Below are 26,104 nucleotides of genomic sequence, written 5' to 3'. Positions count from 1 at the left end.
GCGGGTAGGGGCCACCGGGACCAGCCGGGGGTTCGGGTGCTCGGCGGGCTGCTGATCGCGGCGCCGGCGGCGGGGCTCATCGGGCTGAACGCGCTGCTCTTCGGCGACGGCGGGTGGATGAACATCAGCCGGACCGACACGCTGCACGCGGTGCTGACCGGGCTGCTGGTGGCGGCGCTGGTCCCGGTCCGCCCGGTACGGATCGGCGCGCTGCTGTCGTCGGCCGGCGTCCTGGCGGCGGCTCTCGTGCACACGCCGGTCGGACTCAACGCGACGCGACTGGCGGTGATGTTCGCGTTGCCGGTGCTCGCGGCGTACGCGAAACTGCCGGACCGCCTGGGCAAGCGGACCGTGACCGCCGGGATCACCGCGATCCTCGCCCTGACCGCCTGGTGGCAGCCGCCGGTGGTGCCGGCGGACCTGCGCGACATCGGCAACCCGGCCGCCGACCCGGCCTACTTCCGCCCGCTCACCGACCGCCTCGCCGCCGAGACCCTGACCGGCCGGGTGGAGATCCCGCCGACCAGGGCTTACTGGGAGGCGGCCCGGCTCGGCGACGTCCCGCTGGCCCGGGGCTGGCTGCGGCAGGCGGACATCGACCGGAACCCGATCTTCTTCACCACGGTTCCGGGCGCCGCCGGCACCGGCGTGCCGCTGAGCGCCGGCACCTACCGGCTGTGGCTGGCCGAGCAGGCGGTCCAGTTCGTCGCGGTGCCGGACACCGAGCTGTCCTGGTCCGGCCGGGCCGAGGCGGAGCTGGTCACGGCCGGTCTCCCCTACCTGACCCCGGTCTGGTCGGACGCGCACTGGCGGCTCTACGCCGTCGCCGCCCCGCAGCCGATCGTGGCCGCCCCGGCCACCCTGGTCCGGCACACCGCCGCCGCCCTCACCGTGGACGCGCCGGCCGGCGGCGACATCCGGCTGCGGGTCCGCTGGTACCGCTGGCTGCACGCCTCGGACGGCGCCGAGGTGATCCGCGACGGTGACTGGACGATTCTGCGGGTGCCGGGCCCCGGCCGCTACGAGCTGACCAGCTGACGCGGTCGCGGCGCGGCGGCGACCAGCAGCAGCAACACCGGCAGCGCGGCCATCGTCGCGGCGAGACCGAGCCGCCCGGCGCTCCAGCCGATCAGCGCCGGCCCCAGCAGGATCCCGGTGTAGGTGAACGTCGTCAGCCGCGACACCAACGCCGCCTCGGACGCGCCCCCCAGCCGCCCGACCGCGCTGTAGGTCAGCGGCACCAGCACCGAGGAGCCCGACCCGGCCACCGCGAACCCGATCACCGCGACCACCGGATGCGGCGCCAGGACCGCCCCCGCGAAACCACCGGCGGCCAGCACCGCACCCAGCCGGAAGAGCGTGGTCGCACCCCACCGCACCGTCAGCCGGTCCCCGACGAGCCGCCCGGCACTCTGGCCGCCGGTGTAGGCGGTGATCGCGGCGGCCGCCAGCCCCAGCGTCGCGTGCCGCTCCTCGTGCAGGAAGATCCCGCCCCACCCGAGCGCCCCGCCCTCGCAGATCATCACGGCCGTGGCGGTCAGCCCGAGCAGGACCAGGGGCCGGCTCCAGCCGGCCCGCTCCGGCGCGCCGCCGGGCACGCCCCGGCCGTCGTCCGGCAGCCGCGCGCCGAGCACCGCGCCCGCGACCAGCAGGAGAACGCCGGCGCCCACGAGGTGAGCGGTGAGCGAGACCCCGGCCTGGATCAGGGCGGCGGTGGAGAGTGAGGCGACGACCGCGCTGACGCTCCACGCCGCGTGACAACCGTTGAGGACCGGCCGCCCGGCGCGCCGCTCGACGGCGACCGCGCTGGTGTTCATCGCGGCGTCGGTGGTCCCGTGCGCCGCGCCGAGCAGGGTGGTCAGCACGGCGAAGCCCCACGCCCCGGGGACCACGGCCAAACCGGCGAGCAGCACCGGCATCACCGCCAGCGTCACCCGCAGCACCGCCCGGGTGCCCACCCGGGCCGTCAGCGGGCCGACGACCTGCATGCAGGCCAGGGCCGCCACGGCGAACAGCAGGCCGGTGCACCCGAACCAGCCGGCGCTGAGGTGGTACGCCTCCTTGAGGGACGGCGCCCGCACGATGTCCGTCGACAACGTCAGCCCGTTGACGAAGAACACGGCGGTCACGGCCCACCGCCCGGATGTGTCGGACGAGGTCCGTTGCTGGTCGAGGATCACTGTCCGCCTCCCGGTTCGGTACGGACCCGGACGGGTCCCACCAGAACGACGATCGGGAGGGCTGCGGATCGGACAGATTCAGCGCTTCATCGCACGTTTGCGGTTGCGCTCGTCGCGGGTGAACTGCTTGCGGCGCTCCAGGTCCGCCTTCCACCCCTCGCGGGCGAACTCGTCGCAGCCCTGCACGGCGCCCTTGGTCTGGGCCGGCCCGATGATGGTGCGGAACCACATGTCGTCGAAGGTCTGGTGGAACCAGTTCGCGAACCGATCCTGCCACTGCGACACGACGCTCTCCTCACCTGGTTGGCGCGCTGAACTACTTGGTACACAAACCGTTGGTACCCCAATTATTGGTAGGATAACCGCCGACCTGAGGAGAAGCGCAAGTGAGTGACGACGATCCCCTGGCCCTGGAACGGCAGGTCTGCTTCGCCCTGTCGGTGGCCGCGCGCAGCGTGGTGGCGATCTACCGCCCCCTGCTGGAGCCGATGGGCCTGACCCACCCGCAATATCTGGTGATGCTCGCCCTCTGGGGCGACTCGCCGCTCTCCGTGCGCCGGCTCAGCGAGCTGCTCCAGCTCGATCCGGGGACGCTGTCCCCGCTGCTCAAGCGCCTGGAGGCGATCGGTTACCTGACCCGCCAGCGGGACCCGGCCGACGAGCGCAGCCTGGCCATCACGCTGACCGATCGCGGCCGTGCCCTGCGCGCCGAGGCGGAGAAGATCCCGCCCGCCGTCGTCGAGCGCCTCGGCATGCCGATCGAGGATCTCCAGCGCCTGCACGCGTCCCTCACCCAGGTCATCGCCGCCGCCACCCCCTGACGATCAAACCCGTTTTTCGGTACACGGTGAGCACCGTCCCGCCCCGGCCCAGCCCGGGACGCTCCCGCCGTACCGGAAGAGCCGCGGTCGCAAGCCGAAGCGGACCGGAAGTGGTCAGGACTCCATGACGCGTTGCATGGCGGCCCGGGAGCGCCGGGTGATCCGCAGGTAACGGTCGACGAACTCGCCCGGATCGCCCCCGCCGAGCAGCAGCACCGTCCCGGCCAGCTCCACCCCGTGCTGCGGCAGCTGGTCGGTCGGGCGGCCCCGGACCAGGGTCAGCGCGTTGCGCACCTGGGCCGCGAGGGTCCAGCCGGCCGCCATCGCCTCCGCGTCGGCCGCCTCGACCAGGCCGGCCTCGGCCTCCGCGTCGAGCGCCTCCAGGGTGCGGGTGCGGCGCAGGCCGGGCAGCGCGTGCGCGTGCCGCAACTGGAGCAGCTGGACCGCCCACTCGACGTCGGCGAGCCCGCCGCGGCCCAGCTTGGTGTGCGTGTTCGGGTCGGCGCCGCGGGGCAGCCGCTCGGTCTCCACCCGGGCCTTGATCCGGCGGATCTCCACCACCTGCTCGCGGGTCAGGCCACCGGCCGGGTACCGCTTGGTGTCGGCCAGTCGCTCGAAGGCCAGGCCCAGCTCCGGTGAGCCGCAGACGAACCGGGCGCGCAGCAGCGCCTGCGCCTCCCACACCTTCGACCAGCGGTCGTAGTACTGCTGGTAGGCCTGCAAGCTGCGGACCAGCGGACCCTGCCGGCCCTCCGGGCGCAGGTCGGCGTCGACGCCCAGGGCCGGGTCCGGGGCGGGCGCGTTGAGCAGCCGCCGCATCTCCTCCGCGATGGCGTGCGCGGCGGCCTCGTCACCGCCGTCGAAGACGAACAGGACGTCGGCGTCGGAGGGGTAGCTCATCTCGTACCCGCCGAGGCGGCCCATGCCGATCACCGCGAACCGCATCCCGGGCGGGCCCGGCTTGACGCGGCGGGCGATGAGCAGCGCGGCGTTCAGGGTGGCGTCGGTGACGTCGGAGAGCGCGGCGCCGAGGGTGTGCACGTCGATCGGCCGGTCCGGGGCCAGCGCGCCGCCGTGGCTCAGGATGTCGGCGCAGGCCAGCCGGAACAGCTCCCGGCGCCGCAGCGCGCGGACCGCCGCGATCGCCTTGCCCGGGTCGTCGGCGTGCCGTTCGGCCGCGGCGGCGAACCCGTCCAGCAGCTTCTCCCGGGAGCGGGGCTGCAACTCCGGGTCGTCGGCGAGCAGCCGCAGCGCCTCCGGGTCGCGGGTGAGCAGGTCGGTGGCGTACCGGGAGAGGCTGATCACCCGGGCCAGCCGGCGGGCGACCGGGCCGCCGTCGCGCAGCAGCCGCAGGTACCACGGGGTGCTGCCCAGCTTGTCCGACACATGCCGGTAGTTGAGCAGGCCGCGGTCCGGCTCCGGCGCGTCGGCGAACTCCTGGAGCAGCATCGGCAGCAGGGTGCGCTGGATCGCCGAGGTCCTGGTCACCCCGCCGGTCAGCGCCTCCAGGTGCCGCAGCGCGGCGGCCGGGTCGGCGAAGCCGAGGATCTCCAGGCGCTTGCGGGCGGACGCCGGGGTCATCCGCAGCGCCTCGGCCGGCACCCGGGCCACGGCCTCCAGCAGCGGCCGATAGAGCAGCTTGACGTGCAGGCGGCGGACGTTGGCGGCGTGCCCCACCCAGTCGGAGCGGAACGCCTCCACGGCGTCCTGCCCGGGCAGCGGGGTGTAGCCGAGCGCCGCCGCGAGCCAGCGCACGCCGGCCGGGTCGTCCGGGACGGTGTGCGTCCGGCGCAGGTGCTGCAGTTGCAGGCGGTGCTCGACGGCGCGCAGGAAGCGGTACCCGCGCAGCAGCGTCTCACCGTCCTGGCGCCCCACGTAACCGCCGGTGACCAGCGCGCGCAGGGCCGGCAGGGTGCCGGGCAGCCGCAGCGTCTCGTCGACCCGGCCGTGCACCAGTTGCAGCAGCTGCACCGCGAACTCGATGTCGCGCAGGCCGCCCGGCCCGCGCTTGATCTCCCGGTCCAGCTCCTTGGGCGGCACGTTGTCGATGATCTTGCGGCGCATGTCGCGGACGTCGGCGACCGCCTCCGGCCGCTCGGCCGCGTGCCAGACCAGCGGCGCCAGGTCGGCCAGCCACTCCTGCGCCAGGGCCAGGTCGCCGGCCGCCGGGCGGGCCTTGAGCAGCGCCTGGAACTCCCAGGTGCGTGCCCAGCGCCGGTAGTAGGCCTGGTGGCTGGCGAGGGTCCGGACCAGCGGGCCGCGGCTGCCCTCCGGGCGCAGTGCGGCGTCCACCGGCCAGGCCACCTGCCCGCAGATCTCCATCAGCCGGGCGGCGACGGTGGTCCCGGCCTGGAGGTCGTCGTCGCCGGCGGCCACGAAGATCACGTCGACGTCGGAGACGTAATTCAGCTCGTTGCCGCCGCACTTGCCCATCGCCACCACGGCCAGGCGGGGCTCCGGTGTGCCCTCGGGGAGAGCGGCGACGGCGATCGCGTACGCCGCGGCCAGCGTCTCGTCGGCGAGCGTGGAGAGCGCGAGCATGGTCGGCTCCAGGCCGCGCCCGCCGGTCAGGTCGGCGGCGGCGACCCGGAGCAGCGCGATCCGGTACGCCCGGCGCAGCGCCGGAACGGTCGCCGCCTCCAGTTCGAGGTGCCCCTCCGGGTCCGGCGGCAGCCCGCTCTTCTCGGTGGCCAGGGTGCGCCACTCCTGCTCGTTGGCGACCAGGTGATCGCCGAGCGTGGACGACGCGCCGAGCACCGCGACCAGCCGCCGGCGCAGCCCGTGGTCCTGGTGGAGCCGGTCGATCAGCTCCCGGGTCGCCGCGTTCTCGGTGATCTCGCCGGTCGGGCCGGTGGGGCGGCCGCCGTTGGCCCGCTCGGCGGCCCGGGAGACCGAGTCGACCAGCCGGTGGAACTGCCGCAGCGCCAGGTCCGGGTCGGCGGCCCGGGACAGGGCGTGGATCAGCTCGGCCGCCTCGGCGCTGACCGGCCCGTGCTCGGCGTCCCAGAGCCGCAGGCCCCGCGCGCCGAGCAGGTCGGCCCCGTTGTCGGCGAAGCCGTACCGCGCCAGCCGGGTGGGCCGGGTCATCTCAGTGCCCCAGCAGGGGCAGGTTCTTGGCCGGGATGTCGGCGTCCGGCAGGGTGCCCAGGGCCAGCGCCGCGAACCGGGCGGCGAACGGCTGCCACACCTCCTCGACGTCCGGCAGGATCTCGGCGACGGCGAGCACCACCGCCTCCGCGTCGTAGCCCAGCTCGTCCAGGTCGGCGGCGCCGAGCCGGGTCCAGTCGGCCATCATCGCGGCATCGCACTCGATGTGGAACTGGAGGCCCCAGGCCCGGTCGCCGATCCGGAACGCCTGGTGCGGATAGCGGCTGGAGGCGGCCAGCAGGGTGGCGCTCAGCGGCAGCTCGGTGATCTCGTCGCGGTGCCACTGGATCACGTCGGGCAGCAGCGGCACCCACTTGAACAGCGGGTCGGTGTCGGCCGCGTCGCGCTTGCCGACCAGGCCGGGGCCGATCTCCGGGCCGGACGGGCTGCGCTCGACCAGTCCGCCGTGCGCGGCGGCCAGCAGCTGCCCGCCGAGGCAGATGCCGAGGGTGGGCACCCGGTGCCGGACCGCCTTGCGCAGCAGTCCCTCACACGCCGGGAACCACGGGGCGCCCGGGGCGCCGGCCACGTCCGGATAGGCACTCTGGTCCCCGCCGAGCACGATCAGCGCGGCGTAGTCGTCGAGGGTCTCGGGCAGCTCGTCGCCCGCGTGCGGGCGGAGCACGGTGAGCCCCAGCCCGGCCTCGGTCAGCCAGTCCCCGAGGCGCCGGAGGTCGTCGGTCGGATCGTTCTCGATGACAAGCGCTGTGCTCACGTGACGAGGCTAACGAATTGGCGCGCGACAAACACCGACAGGACGTTGTCGGGGCGGCCCGCGAGAGTTCCCGGTGAGGTTCGAAGTCGTCCTGAAGGAGATGAGATGAACACCATCGGCTGGATCGAAGTGGGTACGGAGCGTCCGGAGGAGGCCGAGCGGTTCTACGGCGACGTGTTCGGCTGGACGTTCGCCGACGACGACAACTCGGTGGGGCTGGACGGCCGGCCGTACCGGATGGTGACCGGGCCGGACGGGGGCGCGCCGTTCGGCGGGTTCTACGGCACCGGCGGGAAGGCGCCGGACCAGGCGATCTTCCTGATCGTGGTGGCGGACACCGAGGCGGCCTGCCGGCAGGCCGAGGCGCACGGCGCGAAGGTGCTGGTCGGGCCGCAGCGGGAGGCGAGCGGGCTGGTCTACGCCCGGCTCAGCGACCCGCTGGGCAACCTCTTCGGCGTGTTCACGCCGCCGGCGCGGTGAAACGCCGCCGGCAGGCGCCGCGGCACCCGCGGAGCGGTCAGGCGCCGTGCCAGCGGGCGACGATCTCGTCGCCCTCGGTCTCACCGGTCTCCACGAAACCCAGAGCCAGGTAGAGCGAGCGGGCCGCGGTGTTCTCCGGCTGGTAGCTGAGTGCCACGTTCGGCGTGCCGGGCTCGGCGATCAGCCGCTCCCGCAGCTGCCGGACCAGCTCCCGGCCGATGCCCTGGCGCTGGTGCTTCGCGTCGACGACGACCCCGCCGATCCACCGGCTCCGGTCGTCGTCGACGCCCCAGATGGCGAAGCCGACCACCTCGTCGCCGCGGACCGCGGCGAGCGGCTGCCAGGTGTCGCCGTAATGGCACATGCACAGGTAATAGGTCACGTCGGCGACGAACCGCTTCTGGTCCTCGTGGACGGTGAGCTCGGCGCAGTCCCGCCAGTTGCCGGCGGTGACCGGCACCAGGCGAAGATCGTCGGAAGTCATCCGGAGATCTTGGCAAACGCCGCCGGTGCGCAGGCGAGTGGGTTTGCGTCGCCCGTGGGGTTTGCGGGTGACGCAAACCCGCCCGCCTGCGCACCGGTTACCAGGCGTTGCCGCGAAGCGCAGCGGAGCCAGCCGGCTCAGCAAACGCCGCCGGCTCAGCAGGCACCGGTTACCAGGCGTTGCCGCGAAGCGCAGCGGAGCCAGCAGGCCCAGCAAGCGCCGCCGGCGCGGCGGCGCGCGGCTCGGCGAACAACGTCAGGGGCTCTCGCTTGTCGGGCGGGATGTCCAGATCGGCGTCGGACAGGGTGCGCTGCGGCGCGAGCTCCCGGGTCGGGGTGACCGTGGTGATCCGGTCGACCCGGAAGATCCGCGCCGAGTCGCGCAGCCGGCACCAGGCGATCAGATACCAACTGTCGCGAATCCCCACGTAGCCCTGCGGCTCGACGTCCCGCCTGGTCACCGCGCCGGACCGGTCCCGATAGCCGATCCGGATCACCTGGCCGACCGGCAGCACCGGCGGCATGCTGGCCGGCGCCGACTGCCCGACCAGGTGGATCCGGCCGGCCAGGGCCTGCGCCGCGGCCGCGTCGTCGGCCCGCATCGCGGCCACCAGCTTGCGCAGCGCGCTCGCCGCGGCCTGCCGGAACGGTGTCCCCTCCAGCCGGCGCAGGGCCAGCGCCATGGCCACCGCCTCCTCCGGCGTCAGGTTGACCGGGGGCAGGGTGTGCGCGCGGTCCAGACAGTAACCACCGGTGCGGCCGGGCTCGGCGTAAACCGGGGTGCCGGACTCCTGGAGGGCCAGGATGTCCCGCTCCACCGTGCGGGTGCTCACCTCGAAGCGGCCGGCCAGCCAGCGCGCGCTGCGCGGCCGGGGCGCGACCGCCCGCAATTCCTCGACGATGGCGTACAGCCGATCGGTCCGGTTCACGTCTCGCAGGTTAGAGCGGGGGTACGACAATCTCCGGGAACGCCTAATCTCTCGGGCATGACGCAGGAGTCGCCCGCTGTCCGGGTGTCCACGCTGGAACTCTTCTTCGATCTGGTCTTCGTCTTCACGGTGACCCAGCTCGCCGACTCGCTCGCGCACCACCTGACGCCCGCCGGCCTGCTGAACGTGGTGCTGATCCTGGTCGTGGTCTGGTGGATGTACTCGGGCTACGCCTGGCTCACCAACGCGGTCGCCCCGACCACCTCGGGCCGGCGCACCCTGCTGCTGATCGGCATGGCCGGCTTCCTGGTGATGGCGCTGGCCATCCCGGAGGCCTTCGGCAAGTACGGCTGGATCTTCGGCCTCGCCTACGTGGTGGTCAACCTCACCCACTCGGTGATGTTCCTCCAGGCCGGCCCGGCCGCGACCCGGGTGATGCGGACGCTGGGCCCGCTGAACCTGCTGGCCGCGCTGCTGGTGCTGGCCGGCGGGCTGCTGCCCGAGCCGTGGCGGCACCTGTGCTGGCTGGCCGCCCCGGTGGTGCAGATCTCGGCCGGTTACCTGCACCCGGCGGAGCTGCACCACATCTCGGCCGCGCACTTCGTCGAGCGGCACAGCCTGGTCACCATCATCGCGATCGGCGAGTCGATCATCGCGATCGGCGTCGGGGTGGGCGCCGATCTGAGCGGCGGCGTGATCATGGCCGCGGTGCTCGGCCTCTGCGTGGCGTATTACCTGTGGTGGGCCTACTTCGCCGACGGCGACCGGCGCTCCGAGCACGTGCTGGCCGAGGCGGGCGACCCGAAACGGCGGGCCCGGCTGGCGCTGAACGCCTGGGGCTACGCGCACGTCCCGATCCTGCTCGGCATCGTCGTCACCGCGGTCGGGATCAAGAAAACGCTGGGACACGCGTTCGGCGCGTTGCCCTGGAACGAGGCGATCACGCTGGGCGGCGGTGTCGCGATCTACCTGCTCGGGCACGCCGTCTTCCTGCGACTGCTCGGGCAGCCCGGCGCGGCGTACCGGATCGGCGTCGCGGCGCTGTGCCTCGCGACCGCGCCGCTCGGGCACCTGCTGGCGGTCGCGCAACTGGCTGCCGTCGCGGCCATCATGGCCGGTGGCGCCATCGCCGAGGACATCCACCGGATCCGCCGCTCCAGCCTCGCCGAGGCGATCGGTGACTTCGGCCGAGGATCATGAAAACCCGCTTCCGGTACGCCGTGAGCACCGCACCGTAGCGACTCGGGGCGGGGCGCTCAGGGCGTACCGAAAGCGGGTGTTGATCGTGGGTTTTGGCGGGTTTGATCAGGCGATGCAGGCGCACACGATGAGCGCGGCGCCGAAGTGCGAGGCGGCACTGACCAGCGCGCCGCCGTGGTAGTCCTGGGTGCAGATCACCTCGCCGAGCTTGCCCGGCGTCATCCAGTCGAGCACCAGGAAGGCCAGGCCCATGATCACGATGCCGAGGACGCCGAACAGCAGGGTCGAGGCGAGGCCCTGGCCGAACGAGTCGTAGGTGGTCCAGATCGAGGTGAACACGATCAGCGCGATGCCGAGCTGGTTGGCGGCCAGCAGGAGCGACGCGTTCGGGTTGCGCTCGGTCCAGATCAGGTCGCGCAGCTTGCCCGGCGTGAGCACGTCGATCAGCACAAAACCGAGGGCCATCAGACCGATCCCGATCACACCGAAGGCGATGCTCCGCCCGGCGCCCTCCAACAGCTCTTGCAGCACAGCCTCTCCCCTTGTCGCATGACGTCGAAGGAGACCGTACCCCGTGTGACAAAACTTCGTGGCGCGGCGCTGTGGACAGCCGCACCGGTCAGGCGGCGGTCCTCCACGGACCGCCGCCGGCACCGGTGTCGATCAGAGGGCGCCCAGGTAACGCTGGCGCTCGTAGGGCGTGACCTCGCGGCGGAACTGCTCCCACTCGGCCCGCTTGTTGCGCAGGAAGAAGTCGAACACGTGCTCGCCGAGCACCTCGGCGATCAGCTCCGAGCCGGCCATCACCTCGATCGCCTCGGACAGGTTCTCCGGGAGCGCCTCGTAACCGGCGGCCTTGCGCTCGGCCGGGGACAGCGACCAGACGTCGTCCTCGGCGCCCGGGGGCAGCTCGTAGCCCTCCTCGATGCCCTTGAGGCCGGCGCCGAGCATGACCGCGAAGGCCAGGTAGGGGTTCGCCGCGGAGTCGATCGAGCGGACCTCGACGCGCGCCGAGTTCGGCTTGCCGAACGCGGGGACGCGGACCAGGGCGGACCGGTTCAGGTGGCCCCAGCTGACGAAGGCCGGGGACTCGGTGATCCGGTCCGGCAGCTGGAGCGGGAAGAGCCGCTTGTAGGAGTTGACCCACTGGTTCGTCACCGCGGTGTACTCCCGGGCGTGCACCAGCAGGCCGGCGATGAACGCGCGGGCCGTTTTCGACAGCTTCTGCGGGTCCTCGCTGTCGTAGAACGCGTTGCGCTCGCCCTCGAACAGCGACAGGTGGGTGTGCATGCCGGAGCCGGGCTGGTCGGTGTACGGCTTCGGCATGAAGGTGGCCTTGACCCCCTGGGAGAGCGCCACCTCCTTGACCACGTGCCGGAACGTCATGATGTTGTCCGCGGTGGTCAGGGCGTCCGCATACCGCAGGTCGATCTCCTGCTGGCCGGGGGCGACCTCGTGGTGGCTGAACTCGACCGAGATGCCGATCCGCTCCAGGGCCAGCACGGCCTGCCGGCGGAAGTCGCGGGCCACCGCGTGGGTGGTGTGGTCGAAGTAGCCGCCGGTGTCGACCGGGATCGGCACCGAGCCGTCGTTGTCCCCGTCCTGCACCAGGAAGAACTCGACCTCGGGGTGGGTGTAGAAGGTGAAGCCCTTCTCCGCGGCCCGGGCCAGCGCGCGGCGCAGCACGTGGCGCGGGTCGGCCCAGGCGGGGCTGCCGTCGGGCAGCAGGATGTCGCAGAACATGCGGGCGCTCTCGCCGCTGCCGCCGCCCTCGAACGGGAAGACCTGGAACGTGGTCGGGTCCGGCATGGCGACCATGTCGGACTCGAAGACCCGGGCGAAGCCCTCGATCGCCGAGCCGTCGATGCCGATGCCCTCCTCGAAGGCCGACTCGAGCTCGGCCGGCGCCACCGACACGCTTTTCAGCGTGCCGAGGACATCGGTGAACCAGAGACGGACAAAACGGATGTCGCGCTCCTCGAGCGTACGAAGCACGAACTCCTGCTGTCGGTCCACTTCCACCCCTTGTCCCGGTGCCGATCCGTCGATCCGAGACTACGCTGGCCCGGCCCTGTGACGTGGGCCCGGGTCCGGATCCGAAACCCCGTCATGGGGGAGAATGAGGTCCATGCCCACGCTGCGCATCGCCCTCGCTCAGGTGAACTCGACCGTCGGTGACATCCCCGGCAACGCGGCGGCGGTCCGCCGCTGGTCGAGGACCGCTTCGGAGGCCGGCGCCCACCTGGTCGCCTTCCCCGAGATGATGCTGACCGGTTACCCGATCGAGGACCTGGTCTTCCGCAACTCGTTCGTCGACGCCTCCCGGCGGGCGCTGCGCGCGCTCGCCGCCGACCTGGCCGCCGACGGCCTGGGCGACCTCGCCGTGGTGGTGGGTTACGTGGACGCCGACGGCCCGGCCGCGATCAGCTCGGACGCGGCGCCGGGCAGCGGCCGGCGGGACGCCTCCGCCCTGCTGTATCGGGGTGAGGTGGCCGCCACGTATTTCAAGCACCACTTGCCGAATTACGGGGTGTTCGACGAGGACCGCTACTTCGAGCCCGGTGACTCGCTGACCGTGGTCCGGCTCGGCGGGGTGGATGTCGCGCTCACCGTCTGCGAGGACATCTGGCAGGCCGGCGGCCCCTTCACCGCGGCGCGGCGGGCCGGGGTGGGGCTGGTCGTCAACGTGAACGCCTCGCCCTACGAGCTGAACAAGGACGACGTCCGGCTGCCGCTGGTGCAGCGGCGGGCGGCGGAGGCCGGGGCCACGGTGGCGTACGTGAACATGATCGGCGGGCAGGACGAGCTGGTCTTCGACGGCGACTCGATGATCGTCGGGCCGGACGGGGCGTTGCTGGCTCGAGCCGGACAGTTCACCGAGGAGCTGCTGGTCCACGACCTGGACCTGCCTGCCGCTTCCGCCGCGCCCAACGCGGAGGGATCGACCGATGCGGCGAAGCCGCTGGTCGAAACCGAGATTCCCGACGACATGGCGATAAGCAGGGTTTCACTGGGAGCCGATTTGCCCGCTTTGCCAGATCGCCGGGACGGCGGTGTCACGGATCGCATCGCCGACGAGGCGGAGGTCTGGACCGCGCTGGTCATGGGCCTGCGCGACTACGTGAACAAGAACGGCTTCCGCTCGGTCATCCTCGGCCTCTCCGGCGGCATCGACTCGGCCGTGGTCGCCGCCATCGCGGTCGACGCGCTCGGCCCGGAGCGGGTCACCGGCGTCTCGCTGCCCAGCGGCTACTCCTCCGAGCACTCCAAGGACGACGCCGCCGACCTGGCCAAACGCACCGGTCTGAGCTATCGCGTGGAACCGATCCAGCCGATGGTCGACGCCTTCCTGGCGAACATGTCGCTCTCCGGCGTCACGGTGGAGAACCTGCAGGCCCGGGTGCGCGGCGTGATCCTGATGGCGCTCTCCAACCAGGACGGGCACCTGGTGCTCACCACCGGCAACAAGAGCGAGCTCGCGGTCGGCTACTCCACGCTGTACGGCGACTCGGTCGGCGGCTTCAACCCGCTCAAGGACGTGCCGAAAACCATGGTCTGGCAGCTCGCCCGGTGGCGGAACACGCAGGGCGACCCGCCCATCCCGGAGAACTCGATCACCAAGCCGCCGAGCGCCGAGCTGCGCCCGGACCAGAAGGACTCGGACTCGCTGCCGGACTACGAGGTGCTTGACCCGATCATCAAGGGGTATGTGGACCACGACCTCGGCCGCGCCGAGCTGATCGCGGCCGGCAACGATCCGGCCCTGGTCGACCGGGTGCTGCGGATGGTCGACCTGGCCGAGTACAAGCGCCGCCAGTCGGCGCCGGGCACCAAGATCTCCGGCAAGGCGTTCGGGCGGGACCGTCGCCTTCCGATTACCAACAGGTTTCGCGAGGGGGTGTGACACCTTCCACTGACCCCTCGGCCTAATGGCCGCCGTGGTGCGACGATGGCCCCGACACCCGGGGACCGCACCAGGCGGCCTCGAGGGAGGAGAGTGACGACATGTCGGAAATTCCGACCTTGTACGGTGGGCCCGCGACTCGCCGGGTCCGCACCCGTGACCTGCTCAACGCCAAGGTCCGCGGCGACCGCTGGCCGATGCTCACGTCCTACGACCAGTACACCGCGTCGATCTTCGACCAGTCCGGCGTACCGGTCCTGCTCGTCGGCGACTCCGCCGCGAACAACGTGTTCGGCTACGAGACCACCGTCCCGATCACCGTCGACGAGCTGTTGCCGCTGGTCCGCGCCGTGGTCCGGGCCACCAAGACCGCGCTGATCGTCGGCGACCTGCCGTTCGGCAGCTACGAAGAGGGGCCCACCCAGGCACTGCGCACCGCCGTCCGGTTCATGAAGGAGGGCGGCTGCCACGCGGTCAAGCTGGAGGGCGGGCGGAAAATGGCCCCGCAGATCGAGGCGATCACCAGCGCCGGCATCCCGGTGATGGCACACATCGGCTTCACCCCGCAGCGCGAGCACGCCATCGGCGGCTACCGCGTCCAGGGCCGGGAGAACGAGGGCGCCGAGGTGATCTCGGACGCCCGCGCGGTCGTCGACGCCGGCGCCTTCGCGGTCGTGCTGGAGATGGTCCCGGGCGAGGTCGCCAAGCAGATCACCAAGGAGCTGCCGATCCCCACGGTCGGCATCGGCGCCGGCCCGGACACGGACGCCCAGGTCCTGGTCTGGCAGGACATGGCCGGCCTGCGCACCGGCAAGGCCCCGCGCTTCGTCAAGCGTTACGCCGACCTCGCGGGCGCACTCACCGAGGCCACCCGCCAGTTCGCCGACGAAGTCCGCAACGGCGAGTTCCCCACCGCGGAACACACCTTCTGAAACCCGCTTTACGGTACGGCCGGGAGCCCCGCTCCCGGCCCGGTCCGTCGCCCTCCCGGTGAGCTCGCACCGGTTCCGCCCGGCCGCCGCGTCTACGAGCCGGCACCGGTTCCGCCGCGCCCCCGCGAGCGCGGTCGCATCCGCCCGACCGGCGCACCCACGAACCCGCACCGGTTCACCCGGCCAGCGCCCCCGCGAACACCGTCGCACCCGCCCGACCGGCGCACCCACGAACCCGCACCGGTTCACCCGGCCAGCGCCCCCGCGAACACCGTCGCACCCGCCCGACCGGCGCACCCACGATCCCGCACGGTTCCGCCCGACCACCGCCCCGCGAACACCGTCGCACCCACCCGACCGGCGCACCCACAAACCCGCACCGGCACCGCCCGACCACCGCTCCCGCGAACACCGTCGCACCCACCCGGCCACGGCCCCCGCGAACGCGGTCGCATCCGCCCGACCGGTACACCCACGAACCCGCACCGGCTCCGCCCGGCCACGGCCCCGCGAACACCGTCGCACCCGCCCGACCGGCGTGCCCGCGAACCCGCACTGGTGCCGCCCCGGGCGCCGTGGCTTCAGCGTTTTCCACATCAGCGGGCTGTCCACAGCCTGGCCGCGCGGTCACCGCATCGCCCGCCACACTGATTCTGGCGGTGGCCCCCTGGGGAGGGCGGGCCGTTGAGGTGCGGATTTCTTCGGGCGGGGCTCCGGGTCAGGCTCGTTCGAAGCGGACGGTGCGGGTCGCCGGGTCGGCCGCGGTGAGACGGGCCTGGATGCGGGCGCCCAGGGGCAGGTCGCCGAGGCAGCGGGCGCGGACCGCCGGATCGTCGAGGGCCACGGTGCCGCCGGCCGGTCGTTTGCCGGAGGCCTCCTCGCGGTCCAGCACCGCGGCATCGAAGCACTCGCCCACCCGGCCGTGCAGCAGCACCGCCTCGGCCAGGTCGATGGCGCCCCGGTCGGCGGCCGAGGCGAGCCGGTCCGTCGCGGTCATCTGTTTCGGGAGGCGGGGCAGGGCGTCGAGCGCCCACGGCGGGACCGGGCGGTTCTCGTACAGGGCCAGGCAGGTCTCCGTGACGTATCGGTCGGCCAGGCGCCGCAGCGGTGCCGTGACGTGCGCATACGGCGCGCCCACCCCACCGTGGCCGGCGTCCTCGGGCGCCGGGCCGGCGTCGCCACCGAAGGCGGTGTACGCCGCACCCCGCAACAACTCCGCCGCCTGATCGAGAAACGCGGCACCGCGCGGGCTGCCCGGATCGACCGAGGCCACCACCGCACCGACACTCGCCCCGGCCGGCCAGTCCACCCCGAGCGACGCCGCCGCGGCCCGCAGCCCGTCGACCGCCTCCGGTTTCGGCCCGGGCATGGTCCGCAGCATCCCGATCCCGCCGTCCAGCATGATCCGCGCCGCGGCCATCCCGGTGAGCAGCGAGATCTGCGCGTTGTGCTCCTCCACCGGCAGCGGCGCCCGCAGCACCAGCCGCCAGCCGTCCCCGTCCCGCTCCACCTCCTGCGCCGGAAGAGGCAGGTTGACCGCACCCCGCTCGGCCGCCCGCCGCGCCAGCAGGGTCCCGATCTCCGCGAGCAGCGCCACCGGCTCCGACGGCTCGCCGCCGTCCAGCTCCCGCTGCACGCTCGGATAGTCCAGCTTGGCCCGGCTGCGCACCCGCGCACGCTCCAGATGCGTAGCGGTCGTCGCCCCGTCCGCGTCCAGGTCGATCGTCCACACCACGGCGGCCCGCTCCACGTCCGCGAACAGGCTCACCGCCCCTTCGCTGAGCACCGGCGGATGCAGCGGAATCCGCCCGTCCGGCAGATACACGGTCTGCCCCCGCACCCAGCTCTCCGCCTCGACCGCCCCACCCGGCCGGACGAACGAGGCCACGTCCGCGATCGCATACCGCACCCGGTAGCCGCCGCCGTCGCGCCGGCTCAGGTGCATCGCCTGATCCAGATCCTGCGACCCGGCGGGGTCGATCGTCACGAACGGCACGTCCGTCCGATCCGCACCACCCGGCACCACGGCGGCCGCCTGCTCCGCCTCCGCGATCACCGCAGCCGGAAACTCTCCCGGCAATCCCAGCTCCCGGCGCAACACGGAGAAGTCAATCTGCGGCGCCCACACCCGTTTGATCGGCACCGCCCATTCCTACCCCAACGGGAGAGGACCGCACCCGACGGGCGCGGTCCTTCCTCACTTCTGTTCGAATACCACCCGGAGCGCGGGGCCGAACTTCTGTTCGAACACCGCCCGGAGCCAGGCCGAACCTCACCGCCGGACGCGCCGAGCGATCCGAAGCCAGACCTGGCGCCCGGGGCCTCGGCTAGCGGGCGCGCCGGCTGGCCGGGGCCGGGGTTCGGACCGCGCGGGCCCGGGATGCCGACGCCGCCTTGGCGGCATTGCGGGAGCTGCGAGCGCCGCCACCCGAGGCGCCGCTGTTCGCCCCGGAGGTGCGGGTGACCTTGGTGGCCTTGGCCGCGTTCCCGGTCGACCGGCCACCGGCGGTGGTGGCCGCCGACTTGTTCGCCGCCTTCTTCGCCGGAGCCTTCCGGGCCGGGGCCGCCTCGATCGCCTCGGCCGCCTTCGCGGCCTTGGCCGCCGCTGCCTTGGTCGTCTTGACTGCCTTCGTCGCGGCGGCCCGCGTGTTGGCCGCGCTCCTGGCCACCTTGGCCGCCGCGCTCTTGGCCGCCGACGCCGACCGGGCCGCCGCACTCGCGGTAGCCATCGCCTGATCAGCCTTGGCCAGCGCAATCTCGGTAGCCGCCGCCTCAGCCGCAGCCGCCGCCGCAACCCTCGCCTCAGCCGCCGCGGCAGCCCTGGCCGAACTGGCCCGCCCCGAAACCGCCTTGCGCCCGGTCGCCTTGGCAGCCGCGCCCCGCGCCCCGGTCGCCGTGGCTCCAGCCGCCTTGGCCCCCGCCGCCTTCGCACCCGTCACCTTGGCCCCGGTTGCCTTGGTGCCACGAGCCACAGCTCCGGTCGCCTTGGCCCCAGTCGCCTTGGCTCCAGCCGCCTTGGCCCCGGTCGCCTTGGCCCCGGTCACCTTGACCGCAGCCGCCTGCGCACCCGTCGCCTTGGCGCCACGAGCCACAGCTCCGGTCGCCTTGGCTCCAGCCGCCTTGACCCCGGTCGCCTTCGCACCCGTCGCCTTGGCCCCGGTCGCCTTGGTGCCACGAGCCGCAGCTCCGGTCGCCTTGGCCCCAGTCGCCTGCGCACCCGAAGCCTTCGCCGCGGTCGCTTTCGCGCCCGATACCTTCGCACCAGCAGCCTTCGCGCCGGTCGCCTTCGACGCCGTAGCTCGCGCACCAGCAGCCTTCGCCGCCGTGGCTTTCGCCCCCGTAGCCTTCGCGGCCGTAGCTTTCGCCCCCGTAGCCTTCGCCGTCGTAGCCATCGGCGCACCAGCCTTCGCGGTGGTGGCCTTCGCGCCGCCAGCCTTCGAGGCCGCGGTCTTCACACCAGTCGCTTTCGCAGCGGTGGCCTTGGTAGCCGTCGCACCAGTCGCCTTGGCCCCGGTCGCTTTGCCGACCGCTTTCGCCGCTGTGGCCTTAGCCCCACTTGCCTTCGAGGACGCGCTCCTGGCGGGCGTAGCCTTCGCCGCACTCGCCTTGGCAGTGGTCGCCTTAGCGGTAGTCGCCTTCGTCCCAGTCGCCTTGGCGGCAGTCGCCTTCGCCCCAGTCGCCTTCGCCGCACTCGCCTTCGCCGCACTCGCCTTCGCCGCACTCGCCTTCGCCGCAGTCGCCTTGGCCGCAGTCGCCTTGGCCGCAGTCGCCTTGGCAGTGGTCGCCTTCGCCGCAGTCGCCTTGGCAGTAGTCGCCTTAGCCGCACCGGCCCTCGCCGGCGCCCGCCCGGCCCCGGCCTTCGCAGTAGTCGCCTTACCGGCCGTCGACCTGACTCCCCCAGCGGACGCAGCGCCCGCCCTAGCCCCGGTAGCCTTCACACCCGCGACTTTGGCGCCCGCGGCTTTCGCCGCCCCAGCCTTCGTACCCGCCGCTTTGGAGGCCGTAGCCTTCGTGGCCGCCGCAGCCTTCGTACCGGTCGCCTTCACCGCCGTAGCCTTCGCCGCTCCGGCCTTCGTGGTGCCCACCTTCGCAGCCGTGGCCTTGACACCTGCTGATCTCGCGGCCCCAGCCTTCGTGCCCGTAGCCTTCGCACCCGTAGCGGCCTTGGCCCCTGCTGACTTCGCAGCCGTAGCCTTCGCAGCACCCGTTGCCGCTGCGCCAGCCCCAGTCGCCTTAGCTACCGCCCCGGCCCGCCCACCAGCCGTAGCCTTGGCCGCCTTCGCAGCACCACTACCCACGGCCTTCGCCACTCCAGCCTTGGCCCCGGTGAGCTTGGCCGCCGTCCCCGTCGCCTTGGCCACGGTCGCACCACCGCGAGCGGACTTCGCCGCCGTGCCCCGCTTCGCCACAGCCCCACCAGCAGCCGCCTTAGCAGCGGTCGCCTTAGCGCCAGTCCCGGTCGCCTTAGCTTCAGTAGCCTTGGCAGCAGTGCCCTTCACCGCGCCGACCTTGGCCCCAGCCGCCTTACCCGCAACACTCTTGGCCCCCGAGACTCCAGCCGCCTTACCGGCAACACTCTTGGCCGCCGAGGCCCCAGCCGCCTTACCCGCAGCAACCTTCGTCGCCTTACCCACAGCCGCCCCAGCAGTCTTGGCCCCAGTCGCCTTCCCAGCCACGGCCTTGACCGCCGCCGCCTTCGCCCCAGCCCCACCGGTACCAGCCGCCGAACCCCCAGCCGCTTTCCCCGCAGCCCTCTTGGTCCCAGCAGCCTTCGCCGCAGCCTTGACCCCAGCCGCCGCCTTCTTACCACCCGAGGCCCGACCACCAGCCGCCTTGGAACCGCCGGCCTTCCCCGCTCCCCGAGCCTCGACCGCCGCCGCTTCCTCAGCCGCCACCGCCGCCCGAGCCGCCGAAGCCGAAGCCGAAGCCCCCGCCCGTCCCCCGATCGCTTTCACGGGAGCAGCAGCCCCCGAACCCGCCTTGGACCCCACCGCCTTCACCGGCGCCGCGGCCCGCCTTCCAGCAGCCTTGCTTCCGACCGCCTTGACCGGCCCCCGGCCCGGACCTTCGGCAACGGCCGCCATGACCGCCTCATCAGCCAGTTCCGCAGCCTTCGCCGCCGCCTCAGCCGCCTCAGCCGCCGCACCACGAGCAGCCCCGACGGTTCCCCGACGCGCCTCAGGCTGCACCTCCGCCGAAGCCTCAGCGTCTGCGAAGTCCGCCGCCGGCTTCGCGTCCCAGTCCTCCTCCGGCTCGACCACCGAAGCCCGTCCGACCGCCCGAACCGCACCGGCCTCCCGAGCCGCCGCCCGCTGAGCCGCCGCCTGCCGCCGGGTCATCCGGGACGGCGCGAGTTCCGAACTGGCCGCCGCTTCGTCCGCCGCTCCCGGCTCCACCGGCGCTCTCCCGATGTCCCCACCGGCGCCCGGATCCGGAACGGCCGCCATCCCCCGTCGCCCGCCGGCCGGCATCTCGCCGGCGCCGACCGCGACCTGTGCCGCCGGCGGTTCCGGCCGCTCCGGCCCGAACCGGCCCACCGCCGCGGTTCCCGCCTGCGCCGCCCGGCCGGCCGCCATCTCGGCCTGCGCCGCCCGAACCGCCGCCGCCTCGGCCCGGCCCCCGCCGGTCTCACCCTCCGAGGCCGTCCCGGCCGGGGCAGCCGCCCGCTTCCGCACCGGCGCACTCCGGACGATCCCCCCGTCCTCGACCTCGACGACGCCTTCGTCCGGCGAGAGGAACAACTCCCCCCGAGCCCGAGCGCTCTTCGCGAACGCCGCCATCTGCGCCGAAGCCAGATCCTCGCCCGCCGGCTCTTCGTCCTCGGGCGTCTCCAAAGCTTCCAGATCGGGCCGATCCGCACCCCACTGGTCGGATTCCCGTCCGGGGTTCGCCGCATCCCGCGGCGGCGCGAACCACCCACCGAGGAACGGCCGATCCGTCAACTCACTCGGCGAGACCTCGTCGTCCTGCGGCCGCGACCCGGCCGCGGCGGACTCCGGCCAGGCCGACGACGCCCCCCGGTCCCAGTCCTTGTCGCCGGCATCCGCCGACATCGTCACCTGAGTCTTGTTCGGAAAGTTACTGCTGGCCGCCGCGACGCGCCGACCGCTCCGGACCGCTGCCGCGCCCCCAGATTTCCGCTGCGACACAACCCCTTTACGTACGCCCTCAGCCCGCGCCACCGGCACCCGCACCTGCCCGGAGCCCCGCCCCGACCCACTGGCCCCACCAGCGACGGCAGCACCGGTCCTACCCGCGCCCGCCTTGGCCGCACCAGCCTTAGCCATGCCGCCCTTAGCCGCACCAGCCTTGCCCACGCTCACCTTGGCCGTCCCGGCCTTGGCCGCACCCGCCTTGGCCACACCAGCGTTAGCCGTGCCGCCCTTAGCCGCACCAGCCTTAGCCACGCTCACCTTGGCCACACCAGCGTTAGCCGTGCCGCCCTTAGCCGCGCCAGCCTTGGCCCCGCTCACCTTGGCCGCACCAGCCTTAGCCGCACCAGCCTTAGCCGCGCCCGTCTTGGCCGCACCAGCCTTAGCCGCGCCACCCTTAGCCGCACCGGCCTTGGCCGCACCAGCCCGAGCCGCAACCGTCTTGGCCGCACTTGCCTGGGTCGTTGCAGCGTTTGCCGCACCGGCTTTTGCCGACCTCACCGGGCTCGCGCTCGCCGTGCCGACGGCACCGCCCTTGGCACGGTCCGCCACGGCGGTCTTGGCCGCCGCGGTCTTGCCGGGGCCGCCACGCCCGGCCGTCCCTTTCGCCGAAGCCGCGGTCGCCGAGCCGGTCCCGCCCACCCGGCCGGTCACCGCCCGAGCCGAACCACCCTTGGCCACGGTCCGAGCCGCCGCCACCGCCTTGACCGCCGACTTCCCGGACGCACCGGCCGTCTTGGTGACCGACTTGTCCGGACCCGCGCCCTTAACCACCGACTTGCCTAGACCAGCGCCCTTGGCCACCGACTTCCCTGGGCCAGCGGCCTTGGCCACCGACTTCCCTGGCACGGCAGCCTTGGCCGAGGGCTTACCAGGTGCAACAGCCGCCTTCCGGGCAGCTGGCACCGACGAAGCCGCACGCTTGCTCCCGGGCACCACCTTGGCCGAGTCACCGGCCGTCCGCGCCACCGGCACCACCGTCGCCGCGTTCTTCCCGGCCCCGGCCGATGCCTTCACCACACCCGAGCCCACACCACTGACCGCGGACCGAGCCACCGGCACCTTGGCCGCGGCCTTCGCCCCCGCCAGACCAGCCGGCTTCGTGCCCGCAGAACCCACCGCCGACTTCTTGCCCGCCGACGCGGCCGTCTTCTTGCCAGCCGCCGACGCCCCCGGCTTCTTGGCCGCCGACGCCGTCGGCTTGGCCACTGACGAAGCCGCCTTCGCCGCGCTCTTCGCCGCACTAGTCTTCGGCACCGCAGCGGTCTTGCCAGCGCTCGCTGAAGAAGTCACCTTCGCGGCAGCCGCCTTACCCACAGCCGCCTTACCCACAGCCGCCTTACCCGCAACCGTCTTACTCGCGATCGTGCCCGCAGCCGCCTTGCCCACAACCGCCTTACTCGCAGCCGCCTTGCCCGCAGCCGTCTTGCTCGCGGTCGTGCCCGCAGCCGCCTTGCCCACAGCCGCCTTGCCCGCAGCCGTCTTACTCGCGGTCGCCGTGCCCGCAGCCGCCTTGCCCACAACCGCCTTGCTCACAGCCGTCTTAATCGCAGCCGACTTACTCGCGGTCGTCGTGCCCGCAGCCGCCTTGCCCACGGCCGCCTTGCCCGCAGCCGTCTTACTCGCGGTCGCCGTGCCCACGGCCGTCTTACCCACGGCCGTCTTACCCACGGCCGTCTTGCTCGCGGCCTTGGCGACCGCAGTCTTGGTAGCCACAGTCTTAGCCGCCGCCTGCACCGCGTCGGCCTTGGCCCCACTAGCCTTCACCACCGCCGTCTTGCTGACGACCGGCTTCGCAACACTCTTCACCGCGGCCCGCGCCGACCCAGCAGCCGGCTTGGCCCCCGCCGCCCACGCAGAAGCCGCAGCCGACCGACCCGTCGCCGACTTCACCACGACCGCCTTCGCGCCAGCCGCCTTGGCCGCACCAGCCGCCTTCCCGGCACCGGCCCTCGTCGCAGCGCCAGCCGTCGTCGCAGCACCAACCGTCTTGCCCGCGCCGGCCGTCTTGACCGCACCGGTCGTCTTGGCCCCGCCAGCCGCCTTGACCGCGCTAGCCGTCTTGGCCGCGCCGGCCGCCTTGACCGCGCTAGCCGTCTTGGCCGCGCCGGCCGCCTTGGCAGCACCAGCCGTCTTGACCGCGCCGGCCGCCTTGGCAGCACCGGCCGCCTTGGCAGCACCAGCCGTCTTGACCGCACCAGCCGTCTTGGCCCCGCCGGCCACCTTGGCTGCCGTCCCCCGGGCCGAGCCCGCCTTCACCTCGGGCTGCTTGCCGGAAACCCGAGCCGTCACACCCGCCGATACCTTCGACTTGGCCGCCACCGCGACTCCACTCCCCACTTTCGCGGCGGCCCGTCCCGCCACTGCCGTTTTCGGCGCGCCCGCCCGAGGCGCGGACGCCCGCCCAACCACACGCTTCTCCCCGGCCGCAGCCGCCGCCCGCCCAACCACACGCTTCTCCGCGGCCGCAGCCGCCGCCCGCCCCGCCACACGCTTCTCCCCGGCCGCCGCCGCCCGCCCACCGGCAGGCTTCACCGCGGCACCCACCGCCCCGCGACCGTTCACCGTCCGAGCGGCACCATTCCGCGCCGGCACACTGCCGGCGGCGGCGCGTTTCGTCGTACCGGAAACGGGTTTTGCATCGGCGCCGGAGGCGGCGGATCTGATCGGAGCCTTTTTGGCAGCGGGCATCGAGGTGTTCCTCCTTGCGAATGACTGCGGGCACGTCTGCGCCAGGGATGTCGGACGGGGAGCGAGGTGACGGTCTAGCTCTCTCCGGTCCAGCGAGCGTCCTCGGCATCCCACTCGGCATTGCGCTTCTCGACCGTTTCGAGGGCCCGCGTCGCCTCGTCAGCCGTGGCGAACGGGCCGAGCCGGAATTGGGCGGGACACACGTCGTCGCCGATCTCGACCCGGTGGTGTCGGAGGCACCAGAAGTAGCCCGCCCCGCCGAGCCCACTGTCGTTCATTCCATCACTCTGCAACTAAAAACGACCATGCGCTACCGATTCGGGCAAAATGCCCAAGATTTCCATTGTGGAGCCGAGTGGATTGACCGTCATACCTCATCGGAACGAGCCACCCCGGGCATTCGCGCGGTTTCCCGCTCGCATTCACACCACAGAGACCTTCATCGAGCGGCACGGAACCCTGGAAACACAAAGCCGCCCCCGCCACGGTGCGTGGCGGGGGCGGCCCGGAACGGGACGGATCAGCTCAGCTCGGCGGCGACCAGCTCGGCGATCTGCACGGCGTTGAGCGCGGCGCCCTTGCGCAGGTTGTCGTTCGAGATGAAGAACGACAGGCCGTTCTCCGCGGTCGGGTCGAGGCGGAAACGACCCACGTACGACGGGTCGCGGCCGGCGGCCTGGAGCGGGGTGGGCACCTCGGACAGTTCCACGCCGGGCGCCGAGGCGAGCAGCTCGCGGGCGCGCTCGACGGCGAGCGGGCGGGCGAACCGCGCGTTCACCTGGATCGAGTGCCCGGTGAAGACCGGCACCCGTACGCAGGTGCCGGAGACCAGCAGCTCGGGCAGGCCGAGAATCTTCCGGCTCTCGTTGCGGAGCTTCTGCTCCTCGTCGGTCTCGAAGCTGCCGTCGTCGACGAACGAGCCGGCCTGCGGGATCACGTTGAACGCGATCGGCTTCGGGAAGACCTTGGACTCCGGGAACTCCACGGCGGACCCGTCGTGGACCAGCTCGAGAGCCCGGTCGGCGACCTTCTTGATCTGCTCGTCAAGCTCGGCCGCGCCGGCCAGCCCGGCGCCGCCGACGGCTTGGTAGGTGGTGGCGATGAAGGAGACCAGCCCGGCCTCGTCGTGCAGCGGCCGGAGCACCGGCATCGCGGCCATCGTGGTGCAGTTCGGGTTGGCGATGATGCCCTTGGGCCGCACCTTCGCCGCGTCCGGGTTCACCTCGGCGACGACGAGCGGGACGTCCGGGTCCATCCGCCAGGCCGACGAGTTGTCGACGATCACGGCGCCGGCCTCGGCGACGCGCGGGGCGTACTCCTTCGACCCGCCCTTGCCGGCCGAGAAGAGCACGATGTCCAGGCCGTTGTAGTCAGCCGTGGCGGCGTCCTCGACGGTCACCTCGCCGTTTCCCCACGGCAGGGTGCGGCCCGCGGAGCGCGCGGAAGCGAAGAGCCGGAGCTCAGAAACAGGGAACGCGCGCTCGGCCAGGATGCGGCGCATGACGCCACCGACCTGTCCCGTCGCGCCGACGATGCCGATCCTCATGCCGACCAAAATACGTCCTGAACTGCATACCAAGAAATCGCCTTGTTCATTATGTGGGACTGTTGTCCCACATTCGAGGACAACAGGGCTAGCTTCGAGGGCATGGCGACGTACACCCACGGGCACCACGAGTCGGTCTTGCGCTCACACCGCTGGCGCACCGCAGAGAATTCGGCGGCATACCTGCTGCCGCATCTTTCCTCCGGATTCACCCTGCTGGACGTCGGATGTGGCCCCGGCACCATCACGGCGGACCTGGCGACACACGTCACACGCGTCACCGCGCTGGAGCAGACCGACGCCGCGCTGGACGTGGCCCGCGCCGAGATCGCGCGGCGCGGCCTGGCCAACGTCGACTTCGCGGTCGGCGACGTGCACGCCCTCGACTTCCCGGACGACAGCTTCGACGTGGTCCACGCCCACCAGGTGCTCCAGCACGTGACCGACCCGGTCGCCGCGCTGCGCGAGATGCGCCGGGTCACCCGCCCCGGCGGCGTGGTGGCCGCGCGGGACAGTGACTACGCGGGCTTCACCTGGTTCCCGCTGGTGCCGGAGCTGGACGAGTGGCTGGCTCTCTACCAGCGGGTGGCCCGGGGCAACGGCGGCGAGCCGGACGCCGGGCGGCGGATGCTGTCCTGGGCCCGCGCGGCCGGGTTCACCGACGTGACGGCCACGGCGAGTGTCTGGGGCTTCGCCGACGACGCCGACCGGCAGTGGTGGGGCGGCATGTGGGCGGACCGGATCCTGAAGTCGGAGATGGCCGCCACGGCGCTGCGGACCGGGGCGGCGACGCGGGACGACCTGGAGCGGCTGTCGGCCGGCTGGCGCGAGTGGTCCGCGTCGCCGGACGGCTGGTTCACCATCCCGCACGGCGAGATCCTCTGCCGGGCCTGACGCGCGGCGGGACGGCTCCGGGCGTACCGA

18 protein-coding genes and 1 pseudogene are annotated in these 26,104 nt (G+C 72.8%); 8 read left to right on the top strand and 11 right to left on the bottom strand.

Annotated features, from left to right (window positions below; genetic code table 11):
• Positions 1 to 33 precede the first annotated feature (33 nt).
• A pseudogene (locus Aiant_RS47070) lies at positions 34 to 1,038 on the top strand (hypothetical protein); the annotation flags it as partial.
• Here the strand turns inward: Aiant_RS47070 and Aiant_RS28850 are convergent.
• Positions 1,020 to 2,129 (bottom strand): MFS transporter, encoded by a 1,110-nt coding sequence (locus tag Aiant_RS28850; protein ID WP_189334763.1) that lies wholly within the window; start codon positions 2,127 to 2,129, stop codon positions 1,020 to 1,022. The pseudogene Aiant_RS47070 and the gene Aiant_RS28850 overlap by 19 nt on opposite strands.
• A gap of 129 nt (positions 2,130 to 2,258) precedes the next feature.
• Positions 2,259 to 2,465, bottom strand: coding sequence for a hypothetical protein (locus Aiant_RS28845; RefSeq protein WP_189334762.1), 207 nt, complete (start codon positions 2,463 to 2,465; stop codon positions 2,259 to 2,261).
• Between the two features lie 101 nt (positions 2,466 to 2,566).
• Between Aiant_RS28845 and Aiant_RS28840 the strand changes: the two genes are divergently transcribed.
• The gene (locus Aiant_RS28840; RefSeq protein ID WP_189334761.1) at positions 2,567 to 3,001 is read left to right on the top strand and encodes a MarR family winged helix-turn-helix transcriptional regulator; all 435 of its coding nucleotides are present in this window, start codon (positions 2,567 to 2,569) and stop codon (positions 2,999 to 3,001) included.
• A 114-nt stretch (positions 3,002 to 3,115) separates the two neighbouring features.
• On the opposite strand, the gene Aiant_RS28835 is transcribed toward Aiant_RS28840, so the two are convergent.
• Both Aiant_RS28835 and Aiant_RS28830 read right to left on the bottom strand, forming a co-directional pair.
• Positions 3,116 to 6,088 (bottom strand): bifunctional [glutamine synthetase] adenylyltransferase/[glutamine synthetase]-adenylyl-L-tyrosine phosphorylase, encoded by a 2,973-nt coding sequence (locus Aiant_RS28835; protein WP_189334760.1) that lies wholly within the window; start codon positions 6,086 to 6,088, stop codon positions 3,116 to 3,118.
• A gap of 1 nt (position 6,089) precedes the next feature.
• Positions 6,090 to 6,863, bottom strand: a complete 774-nt coding sequence (locus tag Aiant_RS28830) for a type 1 glutamine amidotransferase (protein WP_189334759.1) — start codon at positions 6,861 to 6,863, stop codon at positions 6,090 to 6,092.
• A 105-nt stretch (positions 6,864 to 6,968) separates the two neighbouring features.
• Between Aiant_RS28830 and Aiant_RS28825 the strand changes: the two genes are divergently transcribed.
• The gene (locus Aiant_RS28825) at positions 6,969 to 7,343 is read left to right on the top strand and encodes a VOC family protein (protein WP_189334758.1); all 375 of its coding nucleotides are present in this window, start codon (positions 6,969 to 6,971) and stop codon (positions 7,341 to 7,343) included.
• Between the two features lie 37 nt (positions 7,344 to 7,380).
• On the opposite strand, the gene Aiant_RS28820 is transcribed toward Aiant_RS28825, so the two are convergent.
• Both Aiant_RS28820 and Aiant_RS28815 read right to left on the bottom strand, forming a co-directional pair.
• A complete protein-coding gene (locus Aiant_RS28820) occupies positions 7,381 to 7,827 on the bottom strand; it encodes a GNAT family N-acetyltransferase (RefSeq protein ID WP_189334757.1) in 447 nt (148 codons plus the stop codon).
• Between the two features lie 169 nt (positions 7,828 to 7,996).
• Positions 7,997 to 8,755, bottom strand: a complete 759-nt coding sequence (locus Aiant_RS28815) for a helix-turn-helix transcriptional regulator (protein ID WP_189334756.1) — start codon at positions 8,753 to 8,755, stop codon at positions 7,997 to 7,999.
• Positions 8,756 to 8,812: 57 nt separating this feature from the next.
• On the opposite strand from Aiant_RS28815, the gene Aiant_RS28810 reads away from it, so the two are divergent.
• Positions 8,813 to 9,955: a low temperature requirement protein A gene (locus tag Aiant_RS28810; protein WP_189334755.1), complete on the top strand. Its 1,143-nt coding sequence runs from the start codon at positions 8,813 to 8,815 to the stop codon at positions 9,953 to 9,955.
• A gap of 105 nt (positions 9,956 to 10,060) precedes the next feature.
• Here the strand turns inward: Aiant_RS28810 and Aiant_RS28805 are convergent, their stop codons facing one another.
• Positions 10,061 to 10,486 (bottom strand): DUF350 domain-containing protein, encoded by a 426-nt coding sequence (locus Aiant_RS28805; protein ID WP_189334754.1) that lies wholly within the window; start codon positions 10,484 to 10,486, stop codon positions 10,061 to 10,063.
• Between the two features lie 132 nt (positions 10,487 to 10,618).
• Complete coding sequence (glnA, locus tag Aiant_RS28800) at positions 10,619 to 11,971, bottom strand: type I glutamate--ammonia ligase (protein ID WP_185040140.1); 1,353 nt, start codon at positions 11,969 to 11,971, stop codon at positions 10,619 to 10,621.
• 112 nt (positions 11,972 to 12,083) lie between these two features.
• Here glnA and Aiant_RS28795 point away from each other — a divergent pair, with 112 nt between their 5' ends.
• Both Aiant_RS28795 and panB read left to right on the top strand, forming a co-directional pair.
• Positions 12,084 to 13,859 (top strand): NAD+ synthase, encoded by a 1,776-nt coding sequence (locus tag Aiant_RS28795; protein ID WP_189334753.1) that lies wholly within the window; start codon positions 12,084 to 12,086, stop codon positions 13,857 to 13,859.
• Between the two features lie 101 nt (positions 13,860 to 13,960).
• On the top strand, positions 13,961 to 14,791 hold the full coding sequence (panB, locus tag Aiant_RS28790) for a 3-methyl-2-oxobutanoate hydroxymethyltransferase (protein ID WP_189334752.1): 831 nt from the start codon (positions 13,961 to 13,963) through the stop codon (positions 14,789 to 14,791).
• A 718-nt stretch (positions 14,792 to 15,509) separates the two neighbouring features.
• Here panB and Aiant_RS28785 read toward each other — a convergent pair.
• Complete coding sequence (locus tag Aiant_RS28785) at positions 15,510 to 16,934, bottom strand: RNB domain-containing ribonuclease (RefSeq protein ID WP_189334751.1); 1,425 nt, start codon at positions 16,932 to 16,934, stop codon at positions 15,510 to 15,512.
• Between the two features lie 2,950 nt (positions 16,935 to 19,884).
• Between Aiant_RS28785 and Aiant_RS47065 the strand changes: the two genes are divergently transcribed.
• Positions 19,885 to 21,729: a pentapeptide repeat-containing protein gene (locus Aiant_RS47065; protein WP_368857294.1), complete on the top strand. Its 1,845-nt coding sequence runs from the start codon at positions 19,885 to 19,887 to the stop codon at positions 21,727 to 21,729.
• A 1,979-nt stretch (positions 21,730 to 23,708) separates the two neighbouring features.
• Here Aiant_RS47065 and Aiant_RS28775 read toward each other — a convergent pair.
• Positions 23,709 to 23,912, bottom strand: a complete 204-nt coding sequence (locus Aiant_RS28775; protein ID WP_189334750.1) for a hypothetical protein — start codon at positions 23,910 to 23,912, stop codon at positions 23,709 to 23,711.
• Between the two features lie 242 nt (positions 23,913 to 24,154).
• Positions 24,155 to 25,180, bottom strand: coding sequence for an aspartate-semialdehyde dehydrogenase (locus tag Aiant_RS28770; protein ID WP_189334749.1), 1,026 nt, complete (start codon positions 25,178 to 25,180; stop codon positions 24,155 to 24,157).
• Positions 25,181 to 25,282: 102 nt separating this feature from the next.
• On the opposite strand from Aiant_RS28770, the gene Aiant_RS28765 reads away from it, so the two are divergent.
• Positions 25,283 to 26,074, top strand: a complete 792-nt coding sequence (locus Aiant_RS28765) for a class I SAM-dependent methyltransferase (protein WP_189334748.1) — start codon at positions 25,283 to 25,285, stop codon at positions 26,072 to 26,074.
• Positions 26,075 to 26,104: the final 30 nt, after the last annotated feature.

The organism is Actinoplanes ianthinogenes, assembly GCF_018324205.1.
Classification (GTDB): Bacteria; Actinomycetota; Actinomycetes; order Mycobacteriales; family Micromonosporaceae; genus Actinoplanes; species Actinoplanes ianthinogenes.
Note: the sequence above shows the minus strand (reverse complement) of the source record. Positions and strands in the feature narration are given on the sequence as shown.

Coding starts and splice junctions, on each gene's coding strand:
- Aiant_RS28835 (WP_189334760.1), bottom strand. CDS start 6,088: ATGACCCGGCCCACCCGGCTGGCGCGGTACGGCTTCGCCGACAACGGG.
- Aiant_RS28820 (WP_189334757.1), bottom strand. CDS start 7,827: ATGACTTCCGACGATCTTCGCCTGGTGCCGGTCACCGCCGGCAACTGG.
- Aiant_RS28770 (WP_189334749.1), bottom strand. CDS start 25,180: ATGAGGATCGGCATCGTCGGCGCGACGGGACAGGTCGGTGGCGTCATG.
- Aiant_RS28775 (WP_189334750.1), bottom strand. CDS start 23,912: ATGAACGACAGTGGGCTCGGCGGGGCGGGCTACTTCTGGTGCCTCCGA.
- Aiant_RS28765 (WP_189334748.1), top strand. CDS start 25,283: ATGGCGACGTACACCCACGGGCACCACGAGTCGGTCTTGCGCTCACAC.
- Aiant_RS28795 (WP_189334753.1), top strand. CDS start 12,084: ATGCCCACGCTGCGCATCGCCCTCGCTCAGGTGAACTCGACCGTCGGT.
- Aiant_RS28825 (WP_189334758.1), top strand. CDS start 6,969: ATGAACACCATCGGCTGGATCGAAGTGGGTACGGAGCGTCCGGAGGAG.
- panB (WP_189334752.1), top strand. CDS start 13,961: ATGTCGGAAATTCCGACCTTGTACGGTGGGCCCGCGACTCGCCGGGTC.
- Aiant_RS28810 (WP_189334755.1), top strand. CDS start 8,813: ATGACGCAGGAGTCGCCCGCTGTCCGGGTGTCCACGCTGGAACTCTTC.